We start from the raw sequence: 21,493 nt of genomic DNA, 5'->3' as shown, positions 1-21,493 counted from the left end.
AAAATGTGTACTAGAGATTGGATAGAGCTGATCAGTTAATTTTCCGGATTGGTATAAGAGATCTCTCACGAGATTATCAGAGATCGGCTTGTGTGTGGGATTCTTGCCTGAAGCTTGATTTGTGTGGCGACTGTGTGTGTTTTCGGTTGCGTTGTTGAAGCGAATTTGGATTAGTTTTGTATGTGAAATATTCTAAACTTTTTAGCAATAGCTTCTAGTTTTAAATCCAAATCACAGTTTTATATGTTGCTGTTGTTCTTTTATTCAAACCGATACGCTATTTGATTTTGGTCAGTAACCTTTTGCTCATTAGTTTGCACTATCTATACGTGTTCTGTTCCACATAAACGAGATGTATAGGGGTCCTTATGACTAATCCAACCAAAACCGATCGTAAAGTCACGATCGGCAGTTACATCGCACTCGCTTTCGCGGTTGTGTTCTTTTCAGGTTTAATGCAGTCCAACGAATGGTATGGCGTATTAGATTTTACGACGCTTAATGGTTCATTTGGCAAGGTCGCTTACGATGTGAGTGAAACTGCCGATGGTATCCAAGCTGCTACTACTTCATTGCGAGGTAAAGGCGGTAGCGGTGCTCGCGACGGTTTCATTTTTGCTTTGACACTTATTCCGACCGTGATGTTTGCGCTAGGTATGATCAACGTTCTTGAGCATTACGGCGCATTGGATGCAGCTCGTAAACTACTCACTCCACTACTTCGTCCTTTGATGGGTATTCCGGGCAACTCAGGCTTGGCACTGATCGCTTCTCTCCAAAGTACCGATGCGGGTGCTGCGATGACACGTCAGCTCAAAGATGAAGGGCATCTGACTAAGCGTGAAACCGATGTTTTCACCATGTTCCAGTTCACGGCGGGTGCGGCAATCGTTAATTTCTTCTCTTCAGGTGCGGTGCTGTTCACGCTGACGGCGATGGACGGTTCTCTTGCTGTGACTTCGTCTATTGGCTTAGCGGTTGCGGTGATGTTTGTTTTCAAATTTGTCGGTGCGAACCTATTCCGTATCTACCTCAATATTACTGAAGGCAAAGAAGACAAACCAAAAGCAGATAAAGAACAAAAACTGGAAGAGGAAGTAGCATAATGAGCGAAGTTAAAGCAAAGAAACCAATGGTTACTGATATTTTCGTTGAAGGTGCTAAGAAAGGCTGGGTCATTGCGACTACCTCTACGGTACCGAATGTTCTAATGGCATTCGTCATCATCAAAGCATTACAAATCACGGGTGCGCTGGATCTGATGGGCAGTGTGTTTGCACCTATCATGGCGGTGTTTGGTTTACCTGGCGAAGCGGCAGCGGTATTGATTGGCGCGTGGATGTCGATGGGCGGTGCAGTGGGCGTGGTAATCACGCTGTTTGACCAAGGTATTCTGAACGGCACTCATATTGCTATTTTGGCGCCAGCTATCTACTTGATGGGCTCTCAGGTGCAATACATGGGGCGTATCATGGGCCCGATTGGTACTGAAGGCCGTTACATCCCGGTGATGATCGCGATTTCAGTGTTGAATGCCTTTGGTGCAATGTTCTTGATGAACATCATTTTGTAACGTGACTTTTAACGGTTAGCTGCAATTAACGGTTAGCTGCAATTAACGGTTAGCTACTAACAGCTTTTAGACGTTACAAAAAAGGAAACCCCGTTTGGCTTTCACCAAACGGGGTCTATTCTTTTCGTAGCCATCCTGCTACTGCGCGTTACTTATCTTTCAATAGGTAACTGGTGCTCCCTGCATCGTTCCTTGACGTGGCTAAATCCTTTAACCTATCCAATTCGTCGCCGTCCTAGCGGTGTCTTTGCTAACTCATCATCCTGACAAGTGACTCTATCCTAGAGCATAACTTCCTTGCTGATAACTCATCCTAAGCCATCAAATCTTCATCCTGAAGATACCTAATCCGTTAGGCTTTTTCCTGTTCCTGCCAACTCCCTGTCGACATGTGTATTAAACACTGCAGAGGCTTTACTCACAATCCACCTGAAAAAATAAATGCACTCGCTAACCGAAAGAAATATGCGTGGATTCATATAAAACAAGGGGTTGAGTTTGTGTTTTAGGAATTTTCTGCGAAGCTTGATTGTGATCTCTTACGTTCGGTGTGAGAGATCTCTTACAAGTGTTTGGGCGTGAATATCCTTCTATGTTGACCTCATCCGTTAGTCTAGAGGTAAAACATGCCCAACAAACTCCAAGTAATAGGGAAAAATGATGGTAACAGCACTTTACGCAGCTCTGCTGACAGTCGTAATGATTTGGTTGGCGATTGAGGTGATTAAACAGAGGCGAATCAATCTTGTTGCTCATGCTGATGGCGGTGTTGAGTCGTTACAGATAGCACGTTCGGCACAAAGTAACGCAATGGACTACATCCCAATCACAGTGATTTTGATGGGGTTGTTAGAGATGAATGGTGCTGGTGTTTGGCTTATTCATGTCATTGGTGTGGCGTTCATTCTGGGGCGAGTGATTCATGCAAAAGGGATCTTGGCGAAAAATTTTAAAGGCCGCAAAGTGGGGATGGTGTTAACGCTTATCTGCATGATCTCTTTGATTGTCCTAAACTTAGCTTACCTACCTTTTGATAAAATGTTCTAGGGAGCATTATGGCATTGCGCCTTCCTCCTGCTTGGGCGATTGTCCTTGCAGGTCTCATACTGAACGTCATGGCGATTGTCATGTCGAGTTTGGTGTTAGACAAAATTGAAGCGGAGAAAGCGGAATACAACGATCGTAAATACGGCAATGTGTACTCAATACAACTGGCCTGGAACACGATCGAAACCTTAGAGCGCAAGCGTGAAGCCATTCTGATCCACCTAGATAAACCCTCAACAGAAACCGCTCAACCTGCCACCATCCTCGATGAAGCGCTCCGCGGCCAACTCCGGAGTTGGGTGAGTGATGAAGTGCCGGCCATCTCGTTGGCTAATTTACCCAAGCTTATGATGCTGATAAACAGTGCTCAAGAAGCCCAACGAGCACGAATCGATGACTACTATTTGGATAATCTGACCTTGGTTGAGTTAATCCAAAGGCTCGATGAGAAAATGGCTTTCTACAAGAATATTGCCCTGTTTCTTCAGGTGTTTGGTTTAGCACTTATCTTGGCTCGCGATCTAGCCAGAAGACCATAGCCTATCTAACTTTTATGGTTAGCGACTGGAATTATCTGTATAGCTAGCGAGACTCGCTTGGCAGGTTAGGGTGCTGTTGGTCTTGGTACTTTGGTAGCTGTTCTTTCAATCCTTTAAACGTGCTCAGTGCACTGCCAATCGATAACTTATTCATCAACCAATTTGGCAAGATCCCACCTGCGTTCGCATACGCGGTGTAGGTGATGTAAGTATTGCCATTGGTGAGCGGTTGCAGCGTCCAAAGTGCGTCCACATCGTAAATTCGAATATACCCCGACTCTTTCGCCAAATAGTTAGATGCATCTTTAATCGACAAGACAAACTGCCCATCCTCAATGCTGTATTTTGAGTAGGTCACCATATCGCGATCTCTAGCAGGCCATGGCGCTTTGAATTGGGTATAGACGATATTTTCATCCTCAGATATCTGCATCAAGACACGACTTTCCGATACGTTATCTATCCAGTTTGGCACGTTCTCGCTGTCTTCCAATAGCAGTAAAAAACCAGAATAAGTGGTGGGCGTTTGCATTTGTGCTCGTATCTCTACTAAGCCTTCAGTGTGAGGTCTTTTATCAATGATGATGCCATCTTCACTTTTGACGAACTGCCACGGGTTGGCATAAGTCAGTGTTGATAAGGCGCAAAGCCCGAGTGCAAAAATCCTAGGTAATATCATTATTCTTCCATGAAAAGAAAAGCTTATCTTTTAGGAGTATAGAATAAAAATGGATTTGATTCGTACTGAGGGCTTATTGATTTTTCATAAGCTTGAGCGACATATCGTTGTTTATTGTGGTGAGACAAATAACTTTAGGTTTATCTCTAGTTAGGAGGTCATAAAGAAAAACGGAAGCGTTCGGTCGCTTCCGTTTTGATAGTGGGCAATGGATAAACGTTGAATGCTAGAACTTAGAACTTAGAACTTAAAACTTAAAACTTAAAACCTAGAGCTTATAGGCTTCGACGGTTTTGATCGTCGTCCAGTTGCTATTGGCATCTTGGATGAACTCTTGTGTGTTCTCCAACCAACGTTTTTGAACCGATTTGTCTAGGTTCAAGTACAACTTCCCATCTTCTACTTTCCAAGCGAGAGGGTCAGTTTCAAATTTCTTACCCATTGCTACACCGAAGGCGCAGTAACCGCCATATTGAGGTGCATAAGCTGCTGGGTTAGCTCGAAATTCATCTCTGTTTTCACTACTCGCAAAGTTATAAATCGCATTCTTATAAGTCGCCGTGAATTCAGAGGTGCCTTTAACTGGCCCTTGATTGGCAAAGTAAGCGACAGGGTCATAACCTTTAATGGCGAGATCATTTTTGTCGACACTCATATCAAGGTCTGCTGCCATTAACGAAAAGCTGGTTCCTAGTAACGCGGCTAATAGAGTGATTTTTTGACTGGTCGATTTCATGTGTGACATATCAAGTTCCTTGTCAGTGTTGGTTATCTTGTTTGAAGTAATTTAGCCCACTCGTCCGGTCTATAGAGGGACAAAAGAACTTAAAAGTAAGCGAATCGTTCGGAGGATGCATGGATCTGCTTTCACAACTAATGGAACACTTCTCGATACGTACCGGTGTTTTCTATTCTGGCAATTTGTGCGGAGTGTCGTCATTTAAGCCGCAACAAGGTAAAGAAGGGCACCTTCATGTATTGAGCGCGGGTGAATTGACTTTGTCTAGTGCGCACACGGAGTACAGGCAACTGTCACAGCCCTGCATTATTTACCTTCCGAACAGCACACCACATGTGATTGAAGGCGTGGGAGAAGGTGCTGAGGTCGTGTGTGCGAATGTCGAATATCGTTCAGGGCAGATGAATCCTTTATTGTCTGCTCTGCCAGACGTGATAGTCATTCCGTTTGCGGATGCACCTAACTTAATGCCAGTGATAGAAGTGCTATTTCGAGAGTCGAGCCAAGATTCATCGGGGCAACAATATCTAATGGACAAGTTGAGTGACGCCTTGATGGCTTTGATTTTCCGCCATCTCATTGAACAACAGCAAATCGATCAAGGCGTATTTTCTGCGCTTGCTCATCCGCGGCTTGCTCCGGTCGTTACTGCTATTCATCTAATGCCTGCTCGCCACTTTTCGATAGAGCAAATGGCTTCATTGGCAGCGATGTCTCGAACTCAGTTTATAGAAGCGTTCAAGCGTGAAGTGGGTGAAACCCCAGGTGATTATGTACAAAAGTGGCGGGTATCTGTGGCTCAGTCGTTGCTGCTACAAAATAAGCCGATCAATTGGGTGGCGGATGAAGTGGGGTACAACAGCTATTCTGGCTTCTCTCGAGCTTTTCAGCATGTTACGGGAATGTCGCCGCGTTTGTGGCTAAAGCAAAATGTGTCGTGAATCGCTGGGCAACCCTAACTGAAATGTGGCTATTAGCATGAGGCTAGTCTATGTTTTAGCGGAAATTGAGCGTAGTTTGTTCAATTCTCAACTGACGGTGTAAAAAGGTGGACTTTATAAGCTCGTTGTAACATTCTGCCCGTCCTATTTTATCAGACATCAATGAGACGAAGTGCCTGCTGAACATTATTCAGCCTCCCGTATCTCATTAAAGCACTAAGGAGTTCAACTTGAACCTATTTGTAAGAGACCTTACCGTTATCGATTCTTCATACATCTGTGAACACAGAGGGGTCGTAGGAGATAGTTGGATTTTAGATGTCACCATGTCTGGTGAACTGAATGAAATGAGCATGGTGCTGGATTTTAGCAAGGTCAAAAAGCAGATCAAACAGCTTGTCGATGAGCACGTTGATCACCGTTTGCTGCTGCCAATGCAAAGCGCTGCAATTGTTCTTCAAGCGAGCAAAGCGGGCTACTCTAAGGTTGATGTATTGCGTGGTGACAAGAGTCTTCACCTACATTGCCCTGACGAAGCATATTGCTTGATTGATGCAGAAGCGATCACCATCGAGAGCGTGACCGCACACGTTTATCATATTCTGCGCGATCACCTACCAAGTAACGTCACAGGGTTAGAAATCACCCTTCGTCATGAGAATATTAATGGCGCGTTTTACCACTACACCCATGGTTTGAAAAAGCATGATGGCAACTGCCAACGCATCGCCCATGGTCATCGTTCTCCAGTAGAAATCGTGGTTGATGGTCAGCGCGACGAGCAACGCGAACAAGCATTTGCTCAGCGTTGGGAAGACATTTACTTAGGTTCTAAAGAAGACCAAGTTTCAGTTTCATCACTTAATCTGAGTGAACACGCGCAAAGCGTTAATGATGAAAGCCACTATGGCTTCCGCTACACGGCGCCTCAAGGTGAATTTGAGCTAGCGATTGCTAAGAGTGAAACAGAGATTTTGCCGACAGATACCACAGTAGAATTACTGGCAGGCTATATTGCGGATCAAGTTGAGCCGAGCCTAGCAGAGAGCCAATCACTACAAATCGTCGCTTATGAAGGTGTTGGTAAGGGCGCAATGGCGTTCCGATAACACTTCAACGAATGACACAGTCTCGTTGCTGACATGATGAAATAAAGGCAAGATAATCCGTTATCTTGCCTTTATTTTTTGTGGCTCTTTAAAGCTGGTTTAGCGGATAGTTTTAGATATAAACACTAACGAAGTAGCACGCGTCGCAGTGGCGTTTTCTCGATCCCAACGACCAACAAGAAACTCAGAATAAAGGTACCGAAGAATACGATGCTATCTTTGGCTAATTCGGTGATGCCCAGTATGCCGCAGACATTGAACAGTATGATAATGATCAGTAAATGACTTACGTAGATACCCAGCATACGATTCGAAATGGCACGAACCCAAGCGTAGTTACCCATGTTTGGATTTGCTAAAAGCCACATGAACACGCCCATCCCCCATAGCGCCGTGCCAAACAAGAAATCATTCATGTTGAATCCGACGTCGAACGTGGTGAGCCATGCCGCCTCAGCAAAGTGAATCAACATGCCTAACGCTAATAACCCCAACGCTTTAGTTGATGACACCTTCCATTGATTCTGACGAATAAGGAAACCTAAGGTCACCATTAAAGTGCCAAAGAATGGACCATTACGCGTGAAGAAGGGTGCTTCTAACCCGGTTAGCGTTGCGTAGCTTCCTGCCAAAACACCATAGCCATAGAGCGCTATGGCTATCGGTAATAGAAGTTTGTTGAGCTTCAACTCAACCAATAAAGCAATGATCAACACTGCGCAAACAAGGGCTGGAATGAACCACAAATGCACCAGACCTCCCTCTAAGAATGAGTTAAAAGGAGTGCTCATTAAGAAACCCCAATAGCCTTCACGTTCACCTAGATAGCCAAACTCTTCTACCTTCGCGAGATTGAATGGCATCACTAAGCAAATGATGCTCCATGCCAACCAAACCTTAAGCAGTGGTTTGGAGTAGTTGATGAAGGTTGTCCATGGCGATGCAGCCAACTTAGGCTGAATAAGATAACCAGAAATCAGGAAGAACAGAGGGACCGCAAAACGAGCGGCTTGGTTGAGCACATAACCAATCCATGGCACTTCATCGATTTGCCAATAAGTAAGTGCCATCTGGCCGTGTAAGCCAATGATCGCCAAGATAGCAATCACTCGACCCAACTCGATACTGGCGATGCGTTGTGAAGGCGTATGTTGAACGGAAGACATATCAGATCTCTAAGAAAAATTTCGTAAAATCTAACAGTCTTTATGTGGAATCAGTTAGTCCTAAATCAAAGCTGAAGGCCTTTGATTTAAGGCTTATATTGATTTTTTGAAGCCTGTCGCAGCTATATTAAATCCATTGCAGTCAATGCAAATATACCAAGCGTGCAAGTGATAAGTGAAACGACAGTGGTTAGCGCGATTATATTGGCTGCTAACGTTGAGTTTCCGCCCATCGCACGCGCCATAACATAGCTTGCCGCTGCCGTTGGTGCTGCGCTCATCAAGAAGATAAGTCCCAGATCGAGCCCTTCAAACCCAAAGTACCAAGCAGCCAATGTAATTAGTAGCGGTGAGGCAATTAACTTGTAGCTAGAGGCGAACCACGTAGACAACTTTTCTTGTTTGAGCGAACTAATATCTAGAGAGCCACCAGTACAGAGCAGAGCCAAAGGCAAAGTCATATTGGCAAAGTATTGCCCAGCGTCAGTCACCATTTTTGGAATGGGAATTGAAAGTGCATAGAAGACGACCGCTAAGAAGATAGCGATGATTAACGGGTTTTTGGTGATGGACTTGGCGATCACTTTAATCGCTTTCGCGCCTGTGTCTTCGCCTTTTGGTGTGAGTGCAATCACGGCTTGAATGTTATATAGCACGGTCAGGGATGCGACATAGATAGCAGCCAATGCTACGCCTTGGTTACCATAGATATTAGCCACATAGGCGAGGCCAATGATCGCGGTATTAGCGCGGAATCCACCCTGGACAATCACACCTTGATCTTTCGAGCCTTTGAATACCAATTTGGTCGAGAAAATAGTAAACAAGAAAAAGACAAAGTTAGCGATGACGCCAAACGCAACTAACGCGCTACTGGCTGAAAAATTGTGATTCGATTGAACAATACTCAGAAATAGCATCGCGGGTAGGGTGACTTGAAACACCACCTTGGACGCGACATCAATGAAATTGTCATTGATTAAGCCGATTCGCTTAAGCATCACACCAAGAAACAGCATTAAACAGATAGGGCCTGTTACTGACGCCGAAAACGCAAACTGTTCCCAAAGTGTGTTCATTGTTTTTCCTTTGTTAGTCGATTTCAATTTCCTTTGAATACTGTCGCATTTTTCCACAGTTATTAGGGCATGTGGACCTTTCGAGCTGATTTTTGCAGCGAATTGCTGGGTATGTCTACAAGGCAGAGGCTTTGATGTGTAGCTAGCCTACATGAAAGGCCGATAATGCAGTAGAAATAACCAGCAAACGCTGCCCGAAGGGTTCGGCTAAAAGCGTTTTACTCTTTGTTGAGGGGGATTTGCTTAGAATGACTAGGCTACTTCCCCCTCGCCGCGATTAAAACGCTTTTATCTCGAACAAAATTTTACCGCTAAAGGTCAACACGCCCTAGATAAGACAAAATGAATACCAAGGGTTAAGTAAAAAACTTGAAAAAAAGTACGAACGTGCTAAAAATAAAGCATCAGATTTATTGTTGGTGAATAATGAGCAAAGGAAAGATAACCAAAGAGTATATTTTGAGCCATGCATTCGCACTTGCGAGCGAAAATGGTCTCGAGAGTTTGACGATTGGCGAATTAGCCAAGCAGTGTGGTATGTCTAAGAGTGGATTGTTTGCGCACTTCAACTCTAAAGAGAACCTGCAACTCTCTGTACTCGAATATTCCAACGCCATATTCACTGAAAGAGTCATCATTCCGGCGAGAGAGTTGGGCGACGGTGATATTGAAGCCAAGCTTAAACAACTGCTCGATAACTGGTTGGGTTGGAATCATTCATTCCAAGGCAGCTGTATGTTTATTGATGCTTGGAAAGATGCAGGCAGCGAAACGTCTGTGATTCAGAAGGCACTGCAGAAAACCATTTCAGTGTGGATTGATTACTTGACGATTCAGGTAGCAAAAGCGGTTGAGAGCAAACAGTTCAGGGCCGATTTAGATCCAAAACAGGCAACCTTTGAATTATATGGCCTTTATTTGAGTGCGAACTTGTTCTACTCGTTACGAGGCCAACAAGCGAGCCACACCCACTTTTGGAGTGGTGTACAACGCTTAATCGCTAGCTGGAAAGTCGCCTAATTCGTTTTTAAGCGGAGCATTGCTTAGGTAAGTTAAGCTAGGTAACAGTGACAAATAATTTTAAGAGAAATGGCGGAAAGCTACGATAAACTTCTATAAGTAGCAGCGCCATTTTTTATATTAACAAATAGCACGGTCGTTCGATTTTTAGGGCCGAGCTCGATCCGCCAGATGATGATGGCGATACAAGGAACGGTCATGAGTGACAAAATCTATTTTAATACATCGAACAAGTTCAGCTTCAAGCGCAGCCTAATTGGGGCTACAACCAATCTGCATTACATCTTAGCGCCGAGCCACGCCAAGAAAACGGCACGTAAACTGCTGCTCACTCCAATGCGTACCGAGCAGAAAAATGCCGATCCCCAAGGGCTTATCAAGAGTGAAATCAAAGGTCGTGATGGCGTCTTAAAAACGTATTCTTTGGGTACCGGTCCAGTTTGGGTGCTTACCCACGGTTGGTCAGGCACCGCGAGTCAGTTTTTTCCTTTAATGGAACACATCGCCGCGAAAGGTTTTACGGCCTTGGCTTACGATCACCCAGCTCATGGTGGCAGCGATGGCGTGCATGGTCATATCCCTGCGTTTGTGAACGGTTTAGAAGCGATTCTAGATTCGGTTGGCGAAGTGGCAGGTTTAGTTGGTCACAGCATGGGTACGGCTTCTGCGTTGGAATGTAAGCACGTTAAATTGGAAAACAAACCTTTGTTGCTAATTGCTCCTGTGTTGGATTATTTAGAAAATCTATTTGGCAGCGTGGCGCGTTCAGGTTACTCAATGAAGTTGTTTGAGGCGGTAGTCGGAGAAGTAGAAGAGCAGTTTAACTACCCAATTCAGTCTGTTGATCCCTATGGAAAGCTAGCGCTTCGTGAGTCTCAGACGATCATTGTTCATGATGAGCAAGACAAGTTTACTAAGTTTGATGTGTCTCAGCGTGCCGCTAATGAAATGGGTCGCGTTACCTTGATTGCCACTCAAGGCCAAGGCCACGGCCGAGTGATGAAGTGCCCACAAGTATTCGAGAGCTTTGATAACTTGATTGGCTAAGTCTAATACCAATCGTAGTAAATAACTGTTCACCTTAGCTTGTTAAAAATCTCGATAACGTCGTTAGATTTTTTGATTGTAGAATAACTACTTATCGAAACTATTTATTGAAAAGAGCAGCCTTGTTCTCAAGCTTTTTTCCTGCGCTATTTTTGAACACTTACTTACTGTGATTGGTATAACGAGCGCAAGCAAGTAGAACGCCAGTTAAGAAAACAAATAATAAAAAGGCCAACCAGACATTCTCTGGTTGGCCTTTGCTTTAGGGATTTAGTTGATGCTTAGTCAGTATTTAACTAAGCACTATTTTTAGTTAGCAGCTTGCAGGACCGATCTCTTTCCACACGCCCCATTGGCCTGTCGTTGTTGGATCTTCACCTGTTGTCCACCATTTCGCTTCCCAAACCTTACCGCCTTGAGTCACTTGGTCGCCGCCAGTGTAGACCGCACTTGAATCCCAAGCGTTAGTACACGTACCGCCGCCTGTGGTTTTCTTAAGAACTTTCACTGAAGTAGCCGCGACTGATGTATCTGTGCCATCACTCACTGTCACAGAGAAGTTCAGTACCGTGTCTTGCGTGTATTCCGCCGCCACAAAGCTTACTGAAGAACCTTGAACCGTTGCATCAATACCAGCAGGTACATCCCACGTGAAGGTCAGTGTGTCTTGGTCAGCATCGCTCGAAGCCGAAGCATCAACCACGACTACATCACCCGCATTCACTTCAGCCGGAGCCGTAACCACAGCAACTGGTGCTGTATTGACTGGGCCTGTGTCTTTAGGAGTTACCGTTACAACAACGGTGTCAGTTGCAGTAGCACCTTCGTTATCAGTTACCGTTAGGCTGAACGTGAGTACTTCTTGTTGAACGACTTCAACCACATCGAAGCTTGCAACAGCCGCATTCGCGTTGGCCAGAATTACGGCTGTTCCGCTTACTTGTGACCAAGCATAGCTCGCAATCGTACCGTCGCTGTCTTTTGAAGCGCTACCGTCTAGAGAAACAGAAGCTGGGCCTTCAACCGATAGGTCTGCGCCCGCTGCTGCGGTTGGTTTACGGTTTACAGGATCAGTAGTTCCACCTGCAAGACCTTCATGCATCGCGTTCAGGATATCGCCGTTATCCGCATCAATTTCCCAAGAGAATAGACCCGCAAGGCCAAGGCTACGAACGTATGCGCCTTTTGCTTTTACCGAGCGGTCATCATCAAATGTGATCAGCTGACCTGAAGTGCGGTTCCATACGTAAGGCGCTTCTGCCATTTCGTCGTAACCGTATTCGAAGCCATTGATACCTTGGTTATTCGCACCAAGCATGTTCGCCTTAATGCCTTTGTAGTCGATAACGCCATCTTCCCAGACGCCTTGCGCAGAGCTACCTTTCAGTTTGCCGTTACCAACACCTGTCATAGGGTCGCTAGGATCCGAAAGTGATGAGGGTAATACACCTTCCCAACCACGACCGTACATTGCTGCACCTACGACAAGCTTGTTAGCTGGAACGCCTTGTTCGAGCAGCAATTGGATGCCGTTGTCCGTTGTGTAAGCTGGGCCTGTGTATGGTTTGCCATTTTCATCAATGCCTGAGCCATCACACTGACCAGGGCGCATGAAGTTACCGCAGTGTAATGCTGCTTGGTGACCTAATACGTTGTTCCAACCGCCGTAGAAGTCGTAAGTCATCGCAAAGATGTAATCCATGTATTGGATAGCATCGCCGTAGTTCACGTCTTCAATTTTATCGTGGCCAACACCGATCGCAGATGTTAGCTCGTAAGTACGGCCATTTTCTGCTTCTAGCTCATCGAGCATCGCACGTAATTCTGCCATCAGTGCAATGTAGGCTGGGCCATCATTTTCTGGGTCACCAAGCTCTGGCGCAGCACCGCCACCACCTTGGTATTCCCAGTCGATATCTACACCATCGTAGAATTTCCATGTGTTTAGGAATTTTTTAACAGATGCAACGAAGGTGTCACGGTTGGCTTTGGTTGTAAAATCAAAGAACGGGTCAGATAGCGTCCAACCACCAATCGATGGAATGATTTTTAAATCAGGATTACGCTGCTTAAGCGCCATCATCATCGCGTAGTTACCCTTGATAGGGGAGCTGTATTCGTGCCCTGCTTGCGGGAAACTTTTTTGGAAAGCGGCCCAAGGGTCATGAATTACTACTTCGTAATCGTTAACGCCCTGACACGCTGTCATGAGTGCGTTGTAGCTGTTACCGCCTACTGATTTCACTGATTCATTAGGACCACAAATTGGGATGAAGCCGTAAAGGATATGGGTCAAGTTGTCAGCGGGTAGGTTATCGACTGTGTAATCACGGCCATAGATGCCCCACTCAACAAAGTAAGTACCTACTACCGTGTTTGGATCTGTGTTGTATGACTTGTTGTTCGGATCCACATTCATCGCAAGTGGCGCTAAGTGTGAGCCATCGGTATCTGCGATTGTGATCTGAGCGGGTGCACTCTTGGCACAGCCTGTTTCGTCACAAGCTTCGATTTCCATCTGAAATAAGCCGCCTTGGCCGTATTCGAATGAAGCTGTCGTTTGGCTGCCAGTTATAGGGCCAGTGGCCACTTTAACGCCATCAAAGTAGATGTTGTAAGTGTTTCCTGACGTTCCGCTCCATTGGTTAAATTTAACGTCGACCTTTGCTTTGTCGTGATATTTAACCATCTGGTTATAGCCAGAAGTCGTTTCCATCGCGAGTTCAATTTTAGAAAACTGTAGGTTGTTGGAACCGTACATGTCGATGCTAGGTGCTGTTGGTGCAGCTAATGCTGTACCTGATAGCGCTAGAGCAATGCTTGCCGCACAGGTATTAATACGAATCATACTATTTCTCTCATTCCTTGAAGGTTACGAGAACCAAATGGCCCCATAAACGGCTCCAATCAGTTTTGAAGGAGCTTCCCAGTCAGTATTCGAGAGAGTTTTAATTTTATAACTGAAAATAAATCCGTTTTCGATGGACAACTAAAAAATATTGTTTCGTTACAATTCTGTTGCTTAATGAGTGAGAGGCTGAGTCCATGTTTTATAAAATAAAACATCCTTCAGAATGAAAATCTCATAAGTGAAATTACGCGACATGAAGTTATGAAAAGATGCGACAAACCATAAGAAAATATCGTCATTTGAAGGGGAGTCACAGAGTTGGATGTATGAAGCTGAGATAGGTTGCGTGATAAATACAGTGCTTATTCAAAAAACTAAGGGGTTTATCGTTTGAATTGTTCCGCTAATGAAGCGCGTCGTTGCTGCATAACACTGTGGGTATCACCCGCGGCTGTGTCTTCATAGCCCTCTTTAATGAACTGTTGTGAAGGGACGCTCGGAACGAGTCGTTTTAAACGAGGGGAATCGTAGGTACCACTTATCGTATAAACCGTTGACCCAGAACCTGTATTGATGGTGACAACTTTGCCATCAAAATCAAATGAAGTACTGATGAAGCGATGGTTCATCATCACGCCATTGTCGGAAAGAGTCAGGATGTCGGTTTTGTAAGGTGGAGCGCCAATCTCTATCCATGTGCCGTACACATTACTTGGGCTGACGGATTGCTGGTGGGTTTGATAGGCGAAATACCCTGCAGTGAGGGCAATAATAGCGGCAACCAATAAGAAAAGGTAACGTAACGAGTTGGCAAATAGATCTGCTATTTTAGTGCTCTTTTTCGCCATGTTCTCGTCTTTTCCTTACTCATACTGCCTTAAATACTATAAATTAAAACCTTAGTTTGCAAAGATAGTTGCGAGAGTTAGAAGCAGGATCGAATGTTCTAGATAAATGGGTTGCTTTGGCTAATTTTAAGTTTTTCTGATGACATTTGTTCAGTCAATGCATCTCTATTGTAGAAAAGACTTAAGCTATGCGTATTTATTTCTTGTAGGAATGACGTGAATTGGTTAAAACAATTATCACGTGAATTTACGCATAGGCTGATTCATTGAAGCTCAATAATTGCAATTTGAAGATAACAAGGAAGTACAATGATTAAAGAGAATACATACTTTGATGGTGGCGTTAAATCGTTAGCGTTTAATCAGTCTGGTGCTGATGTGAGTGTTGGCGTGATGGCTGCTGGCGAATACACATTCGGTACCGCAGCTCCAGAAAAGATGACCGTTGTAAAGGGTGCTCTGATTGTAAAGCGTGTTGGCGATGACGATTGGACAACATACCAATCTGGTGAGTCTTTTAACGTTGCGGGCGATTCTTCTTTCGACCTACAGGTAAAAGAAGCAACGGCTTATTTGTGTGAGTACTTATAAGAAGTTGTGTTTTAGTTTCTGACTAATAAGAAAAAACCACGCTCTAAGAGCGTGGTTAAATAAGTGATAGTAACCGGCAGTGGATAGTGTCACTTGTTTTTACCGTCATCAAATGGACGACTAAAATTCGTTGTTTGTTGCAAAATCTCTTCAATCTTCAATCTTCAATTCAAATCTCAAATCTCAAATCTCAAGACAGACATCTGTAAATCAGTAAGTCTCAAATACGCCGTTGTTGTAATCCTGAATCGTTTGTTCAATCTCTTCCATCGAGTTCATGACAAACGGACCATAGTGCACGATAGGTTCATTAATCGGCTGACCAGAAAAAATCAGTACACCTGAATCTTCTAGGCTTTCTAAAGACAACAATTCAGCTTTGGTGAGTAGGGCAAGCTGACCTTGGTTGATCACTTTGTCGCCGATCTTAATACTGCCTCGGTACACGTAAGTCATGGCATTGTGATTAACATTAGTCCCTAACGTCACTTTTTGCCCTGAATTCGCTCGCCAATCCGCGACGCTTAATGGCACACCTGTTGTTTGTAATGGACCCTGCGCTCGCAGAGCCTCTGAATCATCAGTTTGGTTATACAGCTCAAATCCACCTGCAATCACTCGTAATAAACCGCTTTGCACATCTTGATGTTCTGTAATGCTTTCACTTTGGAAATCATGGTACTGCGCGGGCTGCATTTTGTGTGTTGCTGGCTGGTTTATCCAAATCTGAAAGCCGTGCAACGCACCTTCTTCCATCATCGGCATTTCACTGTGAATCACACCACGCCCCGCGGCCATCCATTGTGCGCCACCGCTGCGAAGTTCACCGACATTCCCCATATGGTCCTTGTGTTGGAAGTGACCTTTAAGCATGTAAGTGAGCGTTTCTATCCCACGGTGAGGGTGAGGAGGAAAGCCACCAACATAGTCCTTGCTTTCATCCGACTTAAGTTCGTCGACCATCAAAAATGGAGAGAAACGCGTGTTATTGAAACCAGCGAGTCTTTGGATTTTGACGCCATCACCATCGGAAGTGGCATGTGCTGCAATCACATGATCTACTGCTCTTACATTCGTCATTTTGAAACCCTCATAAACTGGAATAGCTGTAGTTTATGTAATTTGATTTCAAAAGAAGATGGCATAGCGTTGAGTGTCTTATTCGAAAATCTTGAACAGGTAAGAATATGAAATTATGTCTATACTTGAATATAGAGTAGACCGCCAAGGAGGCCGCTATGGCAGTTCAGCAAAAACATGGCGAAAGGCATGGTCGGATGGGCTTTGATAACGACTTTACAACGGAGCAAAGCCAACGTTTTACCGAGGTTGCGAATAGCGCTGTTAAACGTCGCGTGAAAAAACGTGAGATTGAAGCCCCGTTTCTTCAGTCGGCTAAGCAAGCCGCTTTTAAAACGGTAGTGAGACCTAGAGGCAATAACCCAAACCGAACACGACAAGTTGTATGGATCATTGTTATCGGGTTAGTGAGCCTTTGGCTTATGTATATGGCTGGTTAGTACGCTTAATTGTAAGCGATATTAATGGCTAGCGTTGACGCGTTTTTAATAGCGTAACATTATTCCCTTCCACCTTCGCTTCAAGACAATCTTCAAGTTCAGAAGAATCAGATTCTGAACAGGAAAGGTTTGCAGGTAATTCTTCTATCAAGGTAGATACTGGGTTGTCGTGATAATAAGCGTATCGGTTTTTCCCTGAATGTTTCGCCACATACATCGCTTTATCGGCGCATCTCGTTAACTCATGTAATTCTTGTGCATCTTGCGGATACAAAGAAACCCCAACACTGAGTGTGAGTTCTTTTATCCTTTCGTTGGTCTGACAACCACTCTCAAACAACCCACATATTCTATCGAGAATGCCGTCGAGGTCTTTTCGAGTTGGAATGTCATAGAGCATTAGAACGAACTCGTCCCCAGCAAAGCGCGCGATGGAATAATCGTATTCATGATTCTTTCGATCTCTAGTTCGAATGTTGTTACTCAAGCGATTGGCAAAATGCTGCAAGACACTATCGCCCACATCGTGGCCATAGCTGTCATTGATACTTTTGAAATCATCGATATCCAGAAATACCAAGGCGGTGAGAGAGCGTTTGCTATCCACGGTTGCCAATTTCTCGACTGCCCAACGTTCAAAGCTCCAGCGATTGGCCAAGCCTGTAAGTTGGTCTCGGTAGGCCAGATCTTCAATGCCTTCTTTGTAGAGGCGTTGAATATAGCTAACGGCTTTTGTGTAGTAATAGGCCGATGTGTGACACACCAAACTCATGGTAAATAGACTAAGAATAAACCGATGTGTGCTGTTAAATGGCAAAGAAAAGTTATTGGGCATTGCCGTAATCAGGGTGCTGATAAACAAACAAAATGAGGTGCTAAAGATGATTCCAATTCTGAAGTCATTGATAAAAATCACCGCCGCTAGAATAGGGTAGAGCCAAAGAATTCGGTCAGGAATGGCGTGACTGTACAAAAATAGGATGACCCCTTGAACCAACAAAACACCGCTCAGGATCAATTCTGAATACTCAGGGTTAATGACTTTTCTTACGTAAAATGCATTGGAGATAGCGATAAGTGCAAAACACAGTTCGAAAACCGACAGCGTGTAATGTTGGCCTTGGAAATAAGCCCAAGTGTAAAAAATGAATAGCGCCGCGGCAGTCAGTGAAAAGGAGTGAACAATTTTTTGCTTGCGGGTGGATCGTATGTCCGCCATTTCTTCTAGGTGTCTGCCGACGAGCCTTTTCATGTGATTTGTGCCAAAGATTTTGATAATGGTATTAATAGTAGATTAAATAATAAGCTACGCGGAGACTTAGATAGCTATTTAGTGTGACTGTAATCAATCTTTCATATGAAAGAATAATCAAATCATTATAAATAGTGATGTACGTCACCGACGGTGCAGGTCGCCTCTAGAGTGTGATATTCAAAGATCAGCTTGGTAGGGATGATTTGATTATTATGTACTTGCTTTCCAATGATTTACTCAACATAGTTTGTAGATACCTAAATTTGATAGAGGCTCATTATGTTAATTACTTTTAGTTGCAAGGCTCATGCTAGCGTCACTATGTTTGGTGAAGTCGGTCTTCAGTTCATTAAGATGCTTGGACATAGTGGCGCGATCCCCGGAGCCATTGATGCTCCAGACGTTCCTCAAGCTCTGGATAATTTACGTACTGCGATCGCTGCAGAGCAGAGCAAACCAGTCGAGCAAGAAAATGCTGATGACGACAATGAAGAAGAGATTGTTGAAGCACCTGTCAATATCGGCAGCCGAGCTTTTCCGTTGGTTGAACTGTTGAAAGCCGCTATTAAGGATGAGTGCGAAGTTATGTGGGAAGACGGCAGCGGTAAACGACTGTAGTTCGATTCGCGCAAAACGTAACAAGCCTATCGAATCTATTTTAATAGGAATGAATGTTGAGCCAGTATCGGTTATACCATTGAGTTTGATGGCGATGAACCGATACTGGCGTTTTATTTGATCTGCGATTTAGAAGCTAATAATTAATAACGAACCGCTAATAACGAAAAGCTAGCTGGCTTTGTTAAATCGAATCGATTGTATTTTCTTTTCACTACCATCTAGGTAAGCGTAGCTTTCTAAGATCCAAAGCTGGCTATTGAGCATACCTAATTCAATACGAACATCAGCACTATTTACGCCCTCATAGATGACATCTTGGATGTTAGTTGGATAAAAATTGTAACGATTATTTTGAGATTGAGGCTCGCCAGCAAAGTTGACATTCACTTGGGTAGCTTGGTTGGTGACATCCATTTGGTAGCCTTGAGCTTCATCGTAAGAGAACTGAGCCGTTAGGTTGATTCCTTGTGAATTAGCTACGCTCACCTCAGCTTGGCTAATACTGTTCAGTTTTCCTGTCGACGCCAAGTCCGAGATGGTATCCAGAGTGTTAACGTGATTGTGGATAGTGACATCCCATTCGCCAATGAAATTATTGAGTTCTTCCCAATTTTGTTGCTTTGTTTCTGTTGGTGCTGCGGCGTTCACGTTGGTATGCGCAATAGCTTCGTTGCGGCTATCGTGACGAATGTTGTCTCGATTACTTCTGATGTCGTTACCTGCACCTGCAACCCCGCCGGCTACTCCGCCGACAACGGCACTTTTCATTGCTAGCTCTGCATCACCTGTTAATGCACCTATCGTGAGCCCTAACAGTGCGCCACCGACTGCGCCCTGCTTGGTGCTCGCATTGGGATCATCTTCACCAGGTGTCACACACCCAGCAAGTAGTGGAAGGCTGATAGCAATCGTAAGTGATGATTTGACCATTGAATTCATAGTTGGAACCTAAAATGTGTTTACAAAAGGATCCAAACTTTATCAATGCAATGTCAGGCAACCATTATGAATAATGCTTTGTTTGTTGCGAAGTGTTTCACTTGTTTCTGTTTATTTACAAGGTTCGTCAGCCTTGAAATGAGCGACTTTTGTTATCGTAATTTCAATACATAACAGACCGTAAACAAAGTGATGCTGTTCACGCTTTCTTGACTCCCAATTCTGAACTAGGAATTTTTCCTAGTTATTCTAAGACCCTCTCTCATGCGGTCGATTTTTAGACTCCTTATTATTTCACGGTCAACTAACAAAGAATGCATGGTCGCAATTATGCCGTGCAGACCTCATAAATAATAAGAGAGTTCACAATGTTAAAGTTCCTAGAGCAGGTTCGAAAACCGACACTGGATCTTCCGGTCGAAACTAGAAGAAAAATGTGGTTTAAACCCTTCCTACAATCTTACCTAGTCGTGTTCATTGGTTATCTAACCATGTATTTGATCCGTAAGAACTTCAATGTCGCGCAAAACGACATGATTTCTACTTATGGGTTATCAATGACGGATCTAGGTCTTATCGGTCTTGGTTTCTCAATTACTTATGGTATTGGTAAAACCGTCGTTTCCTATTACGCCGATGGTAAAAATACCAAACAGTTCCTGCCATTCATGCTTGTCCTTTCTGGTATTGCCATGTTGGGCTTCAGCTTCAGTATGGGTGGCGGCAGCGCTAGCTTATTCATGATGGTTGCCTTCTACGCATTGAGTGGTTTTTTCCAAAGTACGGGTGGCCCTTCAAGTTACTCAACGATCACTAAATGGACGCCTCGTAACAAGCGTGGTTCATATTTAGGTCTTTGGAATATGTCACATAACGTGGGTGGTGCGGGTGCAGCTGGTGTTGCTCTGTTTGGCGCAAACTACCTATTTGATGGCAACGTAATTGGCATGTTTGTTTTCCCATCTATCATCGCGATTGTGGTTGGTTTCATTGGTATGCGCTTTGGTAACGACTCTCCAGAAGCATACGGCTTAGGTACGGTTGAAGAGTTGTTTGATGAAGAAATTAGCGAAGAAGATACTATCGCTGAAGAAAATCAAATGACCAAGAAAGAGATCTTTGTTGAATACATTCTAAAAAACAAAGTGATCTGGTTACTCTGCTTCGCGAATATCTTTTTATACATTGTTCGTATCGGTATCGATCAATGGTCTACCGTTTACGCGTATCAAGAGCTAGGCCTATCAAAAGAAACGGCTATTTCAGGCTTTACTCTGTTTGAAGTCGGTGCTCTGGTTGGCACATTGATGTGGGGTTATTTATCAGACCTTGCGAACGGACGTCGTGCTTTAGTTGCTTGTGTATCGCTTGGATTGATTATTGTCTCTCTAGAGTTCTACCAAAATGCAACGAGCGAGTTCATGTACCTAGCGTCACTGTTCGTACTTGGCTTCCTAGTGTTCGGTCCTCAACTATTGATTGGTGTTGCTGCGGTAGGTTTTGTACCTAAGAAAGCAATCAGTGTTGCTGATGGCGTGAAAGGCACATTTGCTTACCTAATTGGTGACAGCTTTGCCAAACTTGGCCTAGGTATGATTGCGGACGGAACGCCAATTTTCGGCTTAACGGGTTGGAAAGGGACATTCGCAGCACTCGATACGTCAGCTGCCATTTGTATCGTGTTACTGCTATTCGTTGCGGTTGCGGAAGAGAAGAAAATTCGTCACGCGAAGAAGATGCACCTAGCGGCTCAAAACGCGTAGCGAGTCTCACGTGCTTTATTGGTTTAAAGCACGTGAGATCATACCAATCGTTAGTTCGATTCAGTATCATCTCTATCAATAAACTTAATTTTATATAGCTCCTATCGGGGCTAATGCCGTTCACTTAAGAGTGAACGGCATTTTTGTTCTTAGCATACCGTTGTGG

Annotated in this window: 21 protein-coding genes; 12 read left to right on the top strand and 9 right to left on the bottom strand. The window is 44.2% G+C overall.

Annotated features, from left to right (window positions below; genetic code table 11):
• Positions 1–368 precede the first annotated feature (368 nt).
• From ED652_RS20525 to ED652_RS20510, 4 genes are all read left to right on the top strand, one after another.
• The gene (locus tag ED652_RS20525; protein ID WP_004732740.1) at positions 369–1,106 is read left to right on the top strand and encodes a nucleoside recognition domain-containing protein; all 738 of its coding nucleotides are present in this window, start codon (positions 369–371) and stop codon (positions 1,104–1,106) included.
• Positions 1,106–1,573: a YjiG family protein gene (locus ED652_RS20520; RefSeq protein ID WP_004732741.1), complete on the top strand. Its 468-nt coding sequence runs from the start codon at positions 1,106–1,108 to the stop codon at positions 1,571–1,573. Before ED652_RS20525 ends, ED652_RS20520 begins: the two co-directional genes overlap by 1 nt.
• Positions 1,574–2,233: 660 nt before the next feature.
• Positions 2,234–2,620, top strand: coding sequence for an MAPEG family protein (locus tag ED652_RS20515; RefSeq protein WP_004732742.1), 387 nt, complete (start codon positions 2,234–2,236; stop codon positions 2,618–2,620).
• An 8-nt stretch (positions 2,621–2,628) separates the two neighbouring features.
• Entirely contained in the window at positions 2,629–3,159 is a 531-nt protein-coding gene (locus ED652_RS20510; protein WP_065111756.1) for a DNA mismatch repair protein, read from the top strand.
• Positions 3,160–3,202: 43 nt separating this feature from the next.
• On the opposite strand, the gene ED652_RS20505 is transcribed toward ED652_RS20510, so the two are convergent.
• Complete coding sequence (locus tag ED652_RS20505) at positions 3,203–3,838, bottom strand: START domain-containing protein (RefSeq protein WP_017111346.1); 636 nt, start codon at positions 3,836–3,838, stop codon at positions 3,203–3,205.
• A gap of 268 nt (positions 3,839–4,106) precedes the next feature.
• The gene (locus ED652_RS20500) at positions 4,107–4,583 is read right to left on the bottom strand and encodes a YHS domain-containing (seleno)protein (RefSeq protein WP_065111758.1); all 477 of its coding nucleotides are present in this window, start codon (positions 4,581–4,583) and stop codon (positions 4,107–4,109) included.
• A 110-nt stretch (positions 4,584–4,693) separates the two neighbouring features.
• Between ED652_RS20500 and ED652_RS20495 the strand changes: the two genes are divergently transcribed.
• Together ED652_RS20495 and ED652_RS20490 are read left to right on the top strand one after the other, a co-directional pair.
• On the top strand, positions 4,694–5,518 hold the full coding sequence (locus ED652_RS20495) for an AraC family transcriptional regulator (RefSeq protein WP_017111348.1): 825 nt from the start codon (positions 4,694–4,696) through the stop codon (positions 5,516–5,518).
• A 230-nt stretch (positions 5,519–5,748) separates the two neighbouring features.
• Entirely contained in the window at positions 5,749–6,627 is an 879-nt protein-coding gene (locus ED652_RS20490; RefSeq protein WP_122056002.1) for a 6-carboxytetrahydropterin synthase, read from the top strand.
• Positions 6,628–6,752: 125 nt separating this feature from the next.
• Here ED652_RS20490 and ED652_RS20485 read toward each other — a convergent pair whose 3' ends face one another.
• The gene (locus tag ED652_RS20485) at positions 6,753–7,793 is read right to left on the bottom strand and encodes an acyltransferase (RefSeq protein WP_122056001.1); all 1,041 of its coding nucleotides are present in this window, start codon (positions 7,791–7,793) and stop codon (positions 6,753–6,755) included.
• Between the two features lie 122 nt (positions 7,794–7,915).
• Positions 7,916–8,872, bottom strand: coding sequence for an AEC family transporter (locus ED652_RS20480; protein ID WP_122056000.1), 957 nt, complete (start codon positions 8,870–8,872; stop codon positions 7,916–7,918).
• Between the two features lie 426 nt (positions 8,873–9,298).
• On the opposite strand from ED652_RS20480, the gene ED652_RS20470 reads away from it, so the two are divergent.
• The gene (locus ED652_RS20470; RefSeq protein WP_017082983.1) at positions 9,299–9,892 is read left to right on the top strand and encodes a TetR/AcrR family transcriptional regulator; all 594 of its coding nucleotides are present in this window, start codon (positions 9,299–9,301) and stop codon (positions 9,890–9,892) included.
• A 198-nt stretch (positions 9,893–10,090) separates the two neighbouring features.
• Positions 10,091–10,939 (top strand): alpha/beta hydrolase, encoded by an 849-nt coding sequence (locus ED652_RS20465; RefSeq protein WP_017065066.1) that lies wholly within the window; start codon positions 10,091–10,093, stop codon positions 10,937–10,939.
• 313 nt (positions 10,940–11,252) lie between these two features.
• Here ED652_RS20465 and ED652_RS20460 read toward each other — a convergent pair whose 3' ends face one another.
• Positions 11,253–13,787 carry a glycosyl hydrolase family 18 protein gene (locus ED652_RS20460; protein ID WP_122055999.1) on the bottom strand — a complete coding sequence of 845 codons (2,535 nt, stop codon included), beginning with the start codon at positions 13,785–13,787 and terminating at the stop codon, positions 11,253–11,255.
• 386 nt (positions 13,788–14,173) lie between these two features.
• Positions 14,174–14,638 (bottom strand): DUF2850 domain-containing protein, encoded by a 465-nt coding sequence (locus tag ED652_RS20455; protein ID WP_017105155.1) that lies wholly within the window; start codon positions 14,636–14,638, stop codon positions 14,174–14,176.
• Between the two features lie 309 nt (positions 14,639–14,947).
• Here ED652_RS20455 and ED652_RS20450 point away from each other — a divergent pair, with 309 nt between their 5' ends.
• Complete coding sequence (locus tag ED652_RS20450) at positions 14,948–15,229, top strand: pyrimidine/purine nucleoside phosphorylase (RefSeq protein WP_122055998.1); 282 nt, start codon at positions 14,948–14,950, stop codon at positions 15,227–15,229.
• Between the two features lie 210 nt (positions 15,230–15,439).
• Here ED652_RS20450 and ED652_RS20445 read toward each other — a convergent pair whose 3' ends face one another.
• Entirely contained in the window at positions 15,440–16,309 is an 870-nt protein-coding gene (locus ED652_RS20445; protein ID WP_122055997.1) for a pirin family protein, read from the bottom strand.
• A gap of 158 nt (positions 16,310–16,467) precedes the next feature.
• On the opposite strand from ED652_RS20445, the gene ED652_RS20440 reads away from it, so the two are divergent.
• Complete coding sequence (locus ED652_RS20440) at positions 16,468–16,749, top strand: hypothetical protein (protein WP_029225699.1); 282 nt, start codon at positions 16,468–16,470, stop codon at positions 16,747–16,749.
• Between the two features lie 28 nt (positions 16,750–16,777).
• Here ED652_RS20440 and ED652_RS20435 read toward each other — a convergent pair whose 3' ends face one another.
• Entirely contained in the window at positions 16,778–17,968 is a 1,191-nt protein-coding gene (locus ED652_RS20435) for a GGDEF domain-containing protein (RefSeq protein ID WP_065105277.1), read from the bottom strand.
• Positions 17,969–18,283: 315 nt separating this feature from the next.
• Between ED652_RS20435 and ED652_RS20430 the strand changes: the two genes are divergently transcribed.
• Positions 18,284–18,622, top strand: coding sequence for a DUF1840 domain-containing protein (locus tag ED652_RS20430; protein ID WP_122055996.1), 339 nt, complete (start codon positions 18,284–18,286; stop codon positions 18,620–18,622).
• Positions 18,623–18,793: 171 nt separating this feature from the next.
• On the opposite strand, the gene ED652_RS20425 is transcribed toward ED652_RS20430, so the two are convergent.
• The gene (locus ED652_RS20425; RefSeq protein ID WP_122055995.1) at positions 18,794–19,564 is read right to left on the bottom strand and encodes a hypothetical protein; all 771 of its coding nucleotides are present in this window, start codon (positions 19,562–19,564) and stop codon (positions 18,794–18,796) included.
• Positions 19,565–19,932: 368 nt separating this feature from the next.
• Here ED652_RS20425 and uhpT point away from each other — a divergent pair, with 368 nt between their 5' ends.
• Entirely contained in the window at positions 19,933–21,327 is a 1,395-nt protein-coding gene (gene uhpT / locus ED652_RS20420) for a hexose-6-phosphate:phosphate antiporter (RefSeq protein WP_122055994.1), read from the top strand.
• Positions 21,328–21,493: the final 166 nt, after the last annotated feature.

Origin of the sequence: Vibrio sp. Evd11, from assembly GCF_900382755.1 — a bacterium.
Lineage (GTDB): Bacteria > Pseudomonadota > Gammaproteobacteria > Enterobacterales > Vibrionaceae > Vibrio > Vibrio lentus.
The sequence above is the reverse complement of the archived record's forward strand: the minus strand, read 5'-3'. Positions and strand labels throughout refer to the sequence as shown.